Genomic DNA, 11,267 nt, shown 5'->3' on the forward strand with positions numbered 1-11,267 from the left:
GGCGGACCCGGCCCGCCCGCGCCGGGTCCGCCCCGGTGCCCGCGCCGATCTCTGCCTGCTGCACCGCCCCCTGCGGGCGGCCCTGCGCGACCCGTCGGCCGCCCAGGTCCGCCAGACGATCATCGACGGCCTCCCGGTGTAAGGCTCCGGCCAGGACCCGCCCGAGCGCAGGTCAGCCGGTGTGAGTCCGTCCGGACGAGGCCGCCGGTGAGAGATTGCTTGCACGACGACCCCGTCGACGCCGCCGATGTGCACAGTGGCGGAATGGACCCCAGACGCGATCCCGAGCGGCTCAGCCTCGCCAGCTACCCGCTCAGTCACCCCGTCCAGGCGCGGTTCAGTGACCTCGACGGCAACGGCCATCTGAACAACGTGGCGCTGGCGTCGTTCTACGAGGACGCCCGCATCACGCTCGACTGGCGGATCTTCACCGACGGCAAGCCGGTGCCGTTCAAGGGCTTCACCTTCGTCGTCGCCAACATCTCCATTCACTACCTGGCCGAGGCGCACTATCCCGCGACGTACGTCGTGGGCTGCGGGGTCGGTCGGATCGGCAACACCTCGTTCGTGCACAGCGCGGGCCTGTTCCGCGACGGCGTCTGCCTCGGCCTGTGCGACAGCATCCTGGTCCACCTCGTCGACGGCACGCCGACGGTCATCCCGCCCCACCGCCGCGCGCAGATGGAGGCGCTGGCCTTCCCGGTGCGCGCGGGAGGCAGCGCGCCGACCGAGGCCGACGCCGAGGCCGTCGGGATCCCGGGCCAGCCGGCGCAGGCCGACTCCGGCCTGGTCAGCTCGGAGCCCGACCGCCGCTAGGCGCCTGTTTCCGCTCGCTGTCGTGACACGGACCCCCCGTGTCGACACCTTGATAATCAACGGTGTTGACGTCATCCGGTCCATATGATCTTCGGGAACGGCTCCGACCACCGGGCCGAGATCAGCCGTGCGAACCGGGGGTGAGCGGCCAGCCGGGCAGGTTGCGAACGACCATCCAGACCAGCGCCGCGCCGCCGAGCCCGTAGGCCAGCGGCGCGGGCAGGGGGGCGTACCGGTCGGCGCGCACCGCCCGGGCCTGGCGCAGCAGCAGGCCGGCGAGCAACGGGGCGCAGGCCAGTACGAACACGTTGTCGTGACCGGCCGCCGCCCACCGTCCATGCAGCACGTCGTACGTGGCCCGCAGGGTCCCGCAGGCCGGACAGTCCAGGCCGGTGACCCGGTGGATGGGGCAGCCGGGCATCGCCGTCGACGGGTCGTGCGGATCGTGGCCCGCCAGGTAGGTCAGGCCGGTGACGGCCGCCGCGACGACGCCCCACACCGCCGCGCGGCGCCAGCCCGATCCGGTCGCCGTCCGCCCGGACGCGCTCGGCGCAGTCGCGCTCGGCGCGGTCGCGGTCGCTGCGGTCGCCGTCGATCTGATTGCGGTCGGCCCGGTCGCCGTCGCTGCGGGCGGCTCAGTCACGCAACGGCCGGCCGTGCCGGTCGCGGACGTTGCCCGTCAGCATCATCACGCCGTCGATCAGCGACCAGACGCCCAGCCCGCCGCAGGTGAACAGCTGCGCCAGCGCGATGCCGGTGTTGCCGAGGTACCAGCGGCCGGCACCCGTCCAGCCGAGCAGGATCTGCAGCAGCCCGGCGGTCAGCTTCTGCTTGTCCGAGTAGGCCTCCCCGGTCATCGGGTGGCGGCCGAACGGGGCGGACGAATCGTAGGGCGCCGCACCGCCGTACCCCGGCGGGGGACCGTAGCCGGGCGGGGGACCGTAGCCGGGGGGCGGACCGTAGCCCACCTGCCCGAAGTATCCGGGCTGCCCCGGCTGTCCCGGGTATCCCGGCTGTCCCTGGTAGCCGGGTTGCCCCTGGTATCCCGACTGGTTGGAGTATCCCGGCTGGTTCGAGTAGCCGGGCTGTCCCTCATAGCCGGGCTGGCCGGGGAAGCCGGGGGGCGGCTCCGGGTAGCCGTCCGGGGCCGGGTAGCCCTGCTGGTTCGGGTAGCCCTGCTGGTAGCCGGGCTGGCCCTGGGCCTCGGCCTTCTGGTCGGGGTGCTCGGGCGGCCCCTGGTAGCCGTGCGGCTGGTCCTGCGGTTGCCATGGCGAGGTCATCTGTGCTCCCAGGGGGTACGGGTCCGGCTCCCCGGCCGGTCGCCGCGCCAGGCCCGTCCGGGGCGGCCGCCCGGATCGGCGGCTCGTCCGGGCATGCTTCGGCGCGGTGATTGCGGCGATGCTACCGAGGTCACCCCGGCGCGCGACCGCCGTGAGCCTGCCGTCCGCTGTCCGGTGCGCGACCTGCGGGCCGCCGCCCGCAGCCGCGCCCGCAGCCCGGCGCGGATCGCCTTCAGCTGGCGGCGGCCTGTGGGTCTTTCGTGGTCCCCAGATGGCCCGTCCGTGGTGGGTCCATCGGGTTGTCCTGTCGTCCGCGAGAGGTTCCCCGATCGGTCACCACCGGTTTCCGCGGTCCCGGCGCGGCGGGCTGACCTGCGGTTCTCCTTACCGATCGAGGGTCAACCCCGCCGACTCGTGACCTGTTTGTCGGCCTGTTTCGGATATCCGCGAGTGGCTGACCTGCGCGGCACCGGTCGGACGGGCCAACAATCCACGATCCCGTGGACAAGCGGCTCGATTTCCGTTACACGGTCCCCGGTTGTCTTCTACAGTTCAGCGCGGGTTCCCGAAGCCGTCGGCGTCGCAGGTGCGAGCCGGCGACGGCGGCCTCCCCGTCGTGGCCGCGCAACGGGCCGGCGGGAGCTCGGACCGAAAGGCGGGTGGCTGGCGATGCGACACGGGCACGGCGACGGCGCCGCCGGGGGACGGGCCGGCGCCGAGTTCGACCTGGCGGCGATGGAGATTCTGGAGCCGCTGGCCGAGAAGTACGGGCTTTTCCTTGCCAAACGGACCTGCTGGTATGTCCAGTTCCGGGGTGGCCGGCGAATGTTCGATGTCGCCTGCGATCCGTGGACGTCCTGGGCGCTCGGAGCCAGGGTCGGGATGTGGTCGGCCGAATCCGGGCCGGCCGTCGACGGCGTGCCGGCACCCCGCCCGCGCGCGCTCAGCGTTCAGGACATTCTGCACACGGTTTACGGAATGCGGGAGAACACCTGGCCGTGGATCGCGGCAACCCCGGCCGAACTGCGCGCGATCCTGCTGACCCTCGCCGGACTTGTCGACCGGTACTGCCGGGAGCTGTTACTCGACGACGAGGCCTTCGCCCGGGCCGAGGCCGAGGTCAACCGGGCGATCGCCGAGCGGGAGGCGTTCCTGCGCCAGTTCGAGGATCGCTGAGGGCGCCTGCCCGCCTGCCTACCCGCCTGCCTACCCGCCTGCCGGCGCGGCGTGCCCGGCCCGGCGGGTGCGGCTGCGGCTGAGCGCGCAGAACAGGGCCCTGATCCGGGACGGATGACCACCGAGGGTGGTCCGAACGTCCCCCGGGTAGGCAACCTCTGGCGGTCGTGAGATCGCCTGCGGACGGCGAGCATGACGAAGGAGAACCATCGAACGCCTGTGTTCGACTGTTCGACGGTGGAACGGGGCGTCGACCGTCAGGATCGTGAGACTTTCACGCAACTCCGGGAGAGGCCATGACCGTCCAGTATGTGCGGGATGCCCTGCCCGGCGCGGGGGCCGGCGACAGCCGCAACGCCGGTATCCCGTCGCCGCCCGGCACCTCGTCGGCCGGCACCTCCCCGCCGGGCACCGCCCCGGCCGGCACCACGTCACCAGGGTCGGCGTCACCAGGGTCGGCGTCACCAGGGTGGGCGTCACCGGAGTGCGCGTCGCCGGCAGCTTCGTCACCGGGATCGGCGTCGGCCCGAACCACGCCGGGCGGCACCACACCGGGCGGCGAGTCGGCGCCGGCCGGGCCGGCGTCCCTGGCCGGGGCGTCCTTGCCGCCTCGACTACCCGCCCCGCCGCTCGCCGAGCTCGCCGCCGCCGAGACCCGCGAGACGCACAGCGCCGTGCTGTACCTGACCGCCGACCGGGTCTACAAGCGTAAGAAGCCGGTCAACCTGGGGTTCCTCGACTTCTCCGAACGGAGGACCCGGGAGGCAGTGTGCCTGGCGGAGGTGGCGCTCAACCGCCGTCTCGCCCCCGACGTCTACCTCGGCGTCGCCGACCTGCGCGACGGCTCCGGCGAGGTGATCGACCATCTTGTCGTCATGCGGCGGATGCCGACCAGCCGCCGGCTGTCGACCCTGGTGCGCCGCGGCCACCTGCTCGGCCCGGTGCTGCGCTCGGTCGCCCGGGCGCTGGCGGTGTTCCATCAGCGGTGCGAGACCTCCCCGCTGATCGCCAGCGCGGGGGAGCGGGCCACCCTGGAGGACCTGTGGCGGGAGGGGATGGCCGGCATCGCCGCCTATCGTGGCACCCAGCTTGACGCCGCGGTCGTCGACGACATCGGCCGCCTGGCCCTGCGCTACCTCGCCGGCCGCGCCGAACTGCTCGCCGAACGCACCCGGGCCGGCTGGATCCGCGACGGGCACGGCGACCTGCTCGCCGACGACATCTTCTGCCTCGACGACGGCCCCCGCATCCTCGACTGCATCGAGTTCGACCCGCGGCTGCGCTTCGGCGACGTCCTCGGCGACGTCGCGTTCCTCGCCATGGACCTGGAGCGTCTCGGCGCCCCCGAGGAGGCCGCCGAGTTCCTGGAGGCCTACCGCGAGTTCAGCGGCGAGGTCCATCCCCGGTCACTGCAACACTTCTACGTGGCCTACCGGGCGTTCGTGCGGGCGAAGGTGGCCTGCATCCGCGGCGGGCAGGGGGATCCCGACGCCGCGGAGAACGCCCGCCGGCTGCTCGCCGTCGCCCACCGTCACCTGCGCGCCGGGCGCGTCCGCCTGGTCGTCGTCGGCGGGCTGCCCGGCACCGGCAAGACGACGCTGGCCAGCCGGCTGGCCGAGGTCGGCGACGGCTGGGTACTGCTGCGCTCCGACATCATCCGCCAGGAGCTCGTCGGCCAGCCACCCGCCGAGGCCCCGCCCCAGCAGACCGCCGAGGCCGCCGCACCGCCGGCCAGCGGCGCCGCGACGGGCTTCGACGCCCAGTTCGGCGTCGGCCGCTACGCCCCGGAGATCACCGACGCGACCTACGCCGAGATGCTGCGCCGGGCCCGGGCGGCGCTGTGCCGGGGGGAGAGCGTGGTGCTCGACGCCTCCTGGTCCAGCTCGAGCCACCGCGATGCCGCCGCCACGCTCGCCGCCGACGTCTGCGCGGACCTGGTGGAGCTGCTCTGCGTGACCGCGCCCGAGGTCGCCGCGGCGCGGATCGCCCGGCGCATGGCCGCCGGCCCCGACGCCTCCGAGGCCACGGTGGCCATCCACCGGGCGATGGCGGCGCGCGCCGACCCGTGGCCGTCCGCCGCGGTGATCCGCACCGCCGTCACCGTCGCCGAGGCGCTGCAGGCCGTCCAGAGCCACCTCGACTGACCTGCCGCCCCGCCCGGCAGGCCCCCCGCCCGGCAGGCCCCGTGCGGGCCCATGGGCGCGACGACGACCAATGACCAACGACGACGACCGACGCGCTGCGGCGCGTCGGTCGTCGTCGAGATGAGGGCGGGGGACGGGGGCGCCGGGCGGGGCCGCGCCCGGGCCGGGCGCTACTTCTCGATGCGGGTCGCGTAGACGGCGGCCTGGGTGCGGCTGGACAGCTCCAGCTTCTCCAGGATCGCCGAGACGTAGTTCTTGACCGTCTTCTCCGACAGGTGGATCCGCCCGGCGATCTGCCGGTTGGTCAGACCCTCCGCGATGAGGACGAGGATCTGGCGCTCCCGCTCACCCAGCGCCGCGAGCTTGCGGTCCTCCGCCGGGCCCTCCCGCAGCCGGGTCAGCACCCGCTGGGTGACCGCCGGGTCGAGTAGGGAACGGCCGGCGGCGATCGTGCGGATCGCCCCGACCAGGTCCGTGCCCTTGATCTGCTTGAGTAGGTAGCCGGCGGCCCCGGCCATGATCGCGGCGAACAGCGCGTCGTCGTCGTCGTAGGAGGTGAGGATCAGGCAGCCGATCTCGGGATGCGCCGAGCGCAGGTCGCGGCAGACGTCGATGCCGTTGCCGTCCTCCAGCCGCGCGTCGAGCACCGCCACGTTCGGTCTGGTGGCGGGAATCCGGCGCAGCGCCTCGGCCGCGGTGGACGCCTCGCCGACGACGTCGACGTCACCGGTCTCGGAGAGCATCTCCCGAATTCCCCGACGGACGATCTCGTGGTCATCCAGGAGGAAGACCCGTACGGTACTCACAGGGTGACGATACCGCCCGGTACGCGCGCCTCGGCCCGGATCGGGAGGTGACCCGGGCCGAAGGGGCCCGACGGTGTGCCCCGCCCTCGACGGCCCGCCGGGTCCCCGACGGGCTGCCGGGGCCTCGATGGTCTGCTGGGGCCTCGATGGCCCGCCGGGTCAGAGCCGGTCGACGGCGGTCACCCGGATCATCGCCACCCCGGCCTCGTCGGAGGCGGCGAGGTCGATCTGCGCGCTGATCCCCCAGTCGTGGTCGGCGGCCGGATCGTCGAAGATCTGCCGCGCCGTCCACACCCCGGGCCGCTCGTCGAGCAGCAGCAGCCCCGGCCCGCGGGCGTCCGGACCGGTGCCGATCTCGTCGTGCTCGTCGTAGTAGCCGGCCAGCGCCCGCTCCCAGCCCGCCGCGTCGAACACCGGGCCGTCCCCGACGGCCACCCCCGCCGCCGGGCCGTCGAGCTCGCCGAGCAGGTCGTAGCGGCGCAGCGCGGCCAGCTCCACCCGGCGGAACAGCGCATTACGGACCAGCACCCGAAACGCCCGGACGTTGCGCGTCACTGCCGGCGGCCGCTCGTCGCTGGCCACCCCGGCCCCGCCCGCCGCGGCCTCGGGATCGGGATTGCTCAGCTGCTCCCACTCGTCGAGCAGGCTGGAGTCGGTCTGGCGCACCAGCTCCCCGAGCCACTCGGTCAGATCGATGACCTCCTCGGTGCGCGCGTCCTCCGGCACCGTCTGGCGCAGCGCCTTGAAGGCGTCGGCGAGGTAGCGCAGCAGCAACCCCTCGGACCGGGCCAGCCCGTAGAACGCCACGTACTCGGCGAACGTCATCGCCCGCTCGTAGAGCTCCCGGGCCACCGACTTCGGCGCCAGCTCGTAGTCGTCGACCCACGGATGGCCCTGCCGGTACGTCGCGAACGCCGCGCCGAGCAGCTCACCCAACGGCTGCGGGTAGGTGACCTCCTCCAGCAGCTCCATCCGCCGGTCGTACTCGACACCCTCGGCCTTCATCGCCGCCACCGCCTCGCCGCGCGCCTTGCTCAACTGCGCGTGCAGGACCTGGCGGGGGTTGTCCAACGTCGCCTCCAACACCGACAGCACGTCGAGGGCGTACGTCGGCGACGCCGGATCGAGCAGCTCCAGCGCCGCCAGCGCGAACGGTGACAGCGGCTGGTTCAGCGCGAAGTCGAGCTGCAGATCCCCGGTGATCCGCACGTTGCGGCCCAGCTCGTCGGGGGAGTCGAGCTTCTCCACCACCCCGGCGGCCAGCAGCGCCCGGTAGATCGCGATCGCCCGGTGGATCAGCCGGCGCTGCGTCGGTGCATCCGAATGGTTGTCGGTGAGCAGATGACGCATCGACGCGAACGCGTCCCCGGGCCGGTTGACCACGTTGAGCAGCATCGCGTGCGTCACCGTGAACTGCGACGTCAACGGCTCCGGTTCGGCGCCGACAAGCCGCTCGAACGTCGGCTCCCCGTAGCCGACGGTGCCCTCCGGCGGCTTCTTGCGTACCACCTTGCGCCGCTTCTTCGGATCGTCACCGGCCTTCGCCAACGCCCGCATGTTGTCCACCACATGATCGGGCGCCTGCACGACGACGTTGCCCACCGAGTCGTAGCCCGCCCGCCCCGCCCGCCCGGCGATCTGGTGGAACTCCCGCGCCGAGAGCAGCCGCACCCGCGTCCCGTCGTACTTCGACAACGCCGTGAACACCACCGTGCGGATCGGCACGTTGATCCCCACCCCGAGCGTGTCCGTCCCGCAGATGACCTTCAACAACCCCGCCTGGGCGAGTTGCTCCACCAGCCGGCGGTACTTCGGCAGCATCCCCGCGTGATGCACCCCGATGCCGTGGCGCACCAGCCGGGACAGCACCTTGCCGAACCCGGCCGCGAACCGGAAACTCCCGATCGTCGCCGCGATCTGATCCTTCTCCGCCCGCGACGACACGTTCACGCTCATCAGCGCCTGCGCCCGCTCCAACGCCTGCGCCTGGGTGAAGTGCACGACGTACACCGGCGCCTGATGCGTCTCCAGCAGCTCACCGATCGTCTCGTGCAACGGGGTCGTGACGAACCGGTAGAACAGCGGCACCGGCCGCTGCGCCGAGCGGACCACCGCCGTGGGCCGCCCGGTGCGCCGCGTCAGGTCCGCCTCGAACATCGACACGTCGCCGAGCGTCGCCGACATCAGCACGAACTGGGTGGCCGGCAACTCCAGCAGCGGCACCTGCCACGCCCACCCCCGCTCCGGATCGGCGTAGTAGTGAAACTCGTCCATGACGACCTGACCGACGGCGGCGGCCACCCCGTCGCGCAGCGCGATGTTCGCCAGCACCTCCGCCGTGCAACAGATGATCGGCGCCGTGTCGTTCACGGAGGCGTCGCCGGTCATCATCCCGACGTTCGCCGCCCCGAACATCGCACACAGCGCGAAGAACTTCTCCGACACCAGCGCCTTGATCGGCGCGGTGTAGAACGTCCGCCGACCCGCGGCCAGCGCCGCGAAGTGCGCCCCGGCCGCCACCAGACTCTTCCCCGACCCCGTCGGCGTCGCCAGAATGACGTTCGACCCGGACACGATCTCGATGAGCGCCTCGGACTGGGCGGGATAGAGCTCCAGGCCCTGCTGCCCAACCCAGGTGGTGAAGGCGTCATAGAGAGCGTCCGGATCCGGCTCGCCGGGTACATCGCCGGCGGCGCCGGTGACCGGATGCGGGGACGCGGGAAGGTGGTCGGTGAGTGTCATGGTCCCTCGATCGTGCCTGACGCGCGCCGCCGCCGACCGGCGGGCACACCCCCGTCTACTGTTGGGGCGGACCCGAACCGGTGTTCCGGTGGCCAGCACCCGTGACCCGGCTCGGCGAATCGACGAGGGTTGCCGGGTATCCGACGAACCTCGTGAGAGGAAATATGTGTCCTCCGAATCGATCGAATCGACATTTCAGCGTGTCGACGCGGGCCCGCCCGCCCGCCCCGACATCGCCCCCGACCTGAAGACCCCCCTCGAACAGATCCTGCTGCTGCTGTTCCTCGCCGTCCCCCTCCTCGCGGTGGCCCTGGCCGTGCCCGTGGCCTGGGGACACGGACTGGGCTGGCACGACGTCGTCATCACCGCGGTGATGTACCTGGTCTCCGGGTTCGGGATCACCGTCGGCTACCACCGCCTGTTCACCCACGGCTCCTTCAAGGCCAGCCGGCCCCTGCGCATCGGCCTCGCCCTCGCCGGCAGCCTCGCCGTCGAGATGAGCGTCACCGACTGGGTCGCCGCCCACCGCCGCCACCACAAGTACTCCGACGCCGCCGCCGATCCCCACTCACCCTGGCGCTTCGGCCGCAGCGCTCGCGGCGTGACCAAGGGCTTCCTGCACGCCCACGTCGGCTGGCTGTTCAACCGCCACCGCACCTGCCCGAAGCGGTTCTGCCCCGATCTGCTCGCCGACCGCGACGTCGCCGCCGTCGCCGCCGCGTTCCCCTGGTGCGTGGCCGCCTCGGTGCTGATCCCGCCGCTGGCCGGCGGGCTCTGGAGCATGTCGTGGTCCGGCGCGCTCACCGCCCTGTTCTGGGGCTCGCTGGTGCGCATCGCCCTGCTGCACCACGTCACGTTCTCCATCAACTCGATCTGCCACCTCATCGGCGAACGCCCCTTCACCACCCGCGACCAGTCCAGGAACGTCTGGTGGCTGGCCGTGCCGTCGCTGGGGGAGTCCTGGCACAACCTGCACCACGCCGACCCCACCAGCGCCCGCCATGGCGTCCTGCCCGGTCAGGTCGACCCGAGCGCCGCGCTCATCCGCTGGTTCGAACGCCTGGGCTGGGCCCGCGACGTGCGCTGGCCGACCGCCGAGCGCATCGCGGCCCGCCAGGCCCGTCCCGTCGAGCAGGCTCCCTGACGCGCCCGACCGTTCGCCCGGCCGAGCGTTCGCCGGCGCACCGTTCGCCCGGCCCACGCGGCCGGCCGGTTCGGCCAGCCGTTTCGCTTGGCCAATCCGATTCGCTTGGCCGTTTAGCTTGGCCGATTCGCGTGGCCGGAGTGCTCAGCCGGCCATCCGTACCTCGCCGCCGGGGGGCGCGGCCGATCCGCCAGGATCACTGTGCCCGCCGGCCCCCTCCCGGGAGCGGTACAGGATGCGCCCCGGCGGCTGCTCGCCCGCGACCAGCCAGTAACCCCGGTCGTGGCGCAGACCGACTCGCTGCGGGGGCTGGCAGACCCCGTTCACCCGGTGCGCGTCGAAACCGGTCGTGGCCCCCGCGAACGTGGCATGACAGGTCGGGCAGTGCGCCGCGGTCAGCGCCGTCCACCGGGCGTCGCACCCACCGCAGCCGAGCAGGATGGGACGTTCGTACTCGTTGTCCCGCCCCGCCATGAATCCGCCCTTCCCCCGTGGTACCCGCATCCCTCGTCGACGGGGATTCTTACCGCTCCACGTTTCCAACGGGGGCATTTCCGCTTTCCCGGTCACCATGACGGTCCATCTGACCACGGCACCGCCCGCCAGGCCAGGCTCGCCGGCCCGGCGACGCGTGCCAGCCCCCGGCCCCGGTTCAGCTGCCTGCTTCTGCCTCCCGGCCGTTCTGGCCCTCGGCTCCGGTGCCTCCCGGCTCCGGTGCCTCCCGGCCGCTCCGGCTCGCGGCGTCCCGGTGCCTCGGCGCGAGCCGGCGTGAACTGTCGGACCGGACGGTGAGAATCGAACGATGACGCCGGCCAGCCCGTCGCACCCGGCCCTGGAACCGCTCGCGTCGCTGTGGTCGGGGGAGTTCGTCCCCCGCCAGCCCCTGGCGCTCGTGGTCCTCCCGAAGGTCGGATTCGCCCTGGCCCACCACCCGTCCGCTGACCCGACACCCGCTCCTCCCGCCGGCGACGGCGGCGCGCACCCGCCTCGCCCGACCAGCACGCCCGTCACCCTGGTGGTGGCCGCACCCGAGCCGGGCGAGGCCGCTCGACTGGTCGCCGAGATCGAGCGGCGCTGCGCCCCGCGCTGGGTGTGGTGGTCGGCGTCGGCGGTGCCGCCGGCCGCGCAGGTGCGCCTCGCCGCCTGCTGGGATCTTGCC

At 72.9% G+C, this 11,267-nt stretch carries 9 protein-coding genes and 1 pseudogene; 5 read left to right on the forward strand and 5 right to left on the reverse strand.

All coding sequences use genetic code 11. The features are described 5' to 3' along the window. The first annotated feature begins 207 nt into the window (after positions 1-207). A complete protein-coding gene (locus ND748_RS16125; protein ID WP_251746629.1) occupies positions 208-816 on the forward strand; it encodes an acyl-CoA thioesterase in 609 nt (202 codons plus the stop codon). A gap of 121 nt (positions 817-937) precedes the next feature. Here ND748_RS16125 and ND748_RS16130 read toward each other — a convergent pair whose 3' ends face one another. Continuing rightward, positions 938-1,315, reverse strand: a complete 378-nt coding sequence (locus ND748_RS16130) for a DUF2752 domain-containing protein (protein WP_251746630.1) — start codon at positions 1,313-1,315, stop codon at positions 938-940. Between the two features lie 136 nt (positions 1,316-1,451). Then, on the reverse strand, positions 1,452-2,096 hold the full coding sequence (locus tag ND748_RS16135; RefSeq protein ID WP_251746631.1) for a TM2 domain-containing protein: 645 nt from the start codon (positions 2,094-2,096) through the stop codon (positions 1,452-1,454). 669 nt (positions 2,097-2,765) lie between these two features. Between ND748_RS16135 and ND748_RS16140 the strand changes: the two genes are divergently transcribed. Together ND748_RS16140 and ND748_RS16145 are read left to right on the forward strand one after the other, a co-directional pair. Then, positions 2,766-3,272 carry a hypothetical protein gene (locus tag ND748_RS16140; RefSeq protein ID WP_251746632.1) on the forward strand — a complete coding sequence of 169 codons (507 nt, stop codon included), beginning with the start codon at positions 2,766-2,768 and terminating at the stop codon, positions 3,270-3,272. Between the two features lie 296 nt (positions 3,273-3,568). Next, positions 3,569-5,416 carry an AAA family ATPase gene (locus ND748_RS16145; protein WP_251746633.1) on the forward strand — a complete coding sequence of 616 codons (1,848 nt, stop codon included), beginning with the start codon at positions 3,569-3,571 and terminating at the stop codon, positions 5,414-5,416. Between the two features lie 170 nt (positions 5,417-5,586). On the opposite strand, the gene ND748_RS16150 is transcribed toward ND748_RS16145, so the two are convergent. Together ND748_RS16150 and ND748_RS16155 are read right to left on the reverse strand one after the other, a co-directional pair. Continuing rightward, a complete protein-coding gene (locus ND748_RS16150; protein ID WP_308205646.1) occupies positions 5,587-6,222 on the reverse strand; it encodes a response regulator transcription factor in 636 nt (211 codons plus the stop codon). 159 nt (positions 6,223-6,381) lie between these two features. Further along, positions 6,382-8,964, reverse strand: coding sequence for an RNA helicase (locus ND748_RS16155; RefSeq protein ID WP_251746634.1), 2,583 nt, complete (start codon positions 8,962-8,964; stop codon positions 6,382-6,384). Between the two features lie 166 nt (positions 8,965-9,130). Here ND748_RS16155 and ND748_RS16160 point away from each other — a divergent pair, with 166 nt between their 5' ends. Further along, complete coding sequence (locus ND748_RS16160; protein WP_251746635.1) at positions 9,131-10,108, forward strand: acyl-CoA desaturase; 978 nt, start codon at positions 9,131-9,133, stop codon at positions 10,106-10,108. Positions 10,109-10,252: 144 nt separating this feature from the next. Here ND748_RS16160 and ND748_RS16165 read toward each other — a convergent pair whose 3' ends face one another. Then, entirely contained in the window at positions 10,253-10,582 is a 330-nt protein-coding gene (locus ND748_RS16165; protein ID WP_251746636.1) for a hypothetical protein, read from the reverse strand. 328 nt (positions 10,583-10,910) lie between these two features. On the opposite strand from ND748_RS16165, the pseudogene ND748_RS16170 reads away from it, so the two are divergent. Continuing rightward, positions 10,911-11,267, forward strand: a pseudogene (locus ND748_RS16170) (DNA polymerase I); the annotation flags it as partial.

The sequence above is a fragment of the Frankia sp. AiPs1 genome, assembly GCF_023716945.1.
Taxonomy (GTDB): Bacteria; Actinomycetota; Actinomycetes; order Frankiales; family Frankiaceae; genus Frankia.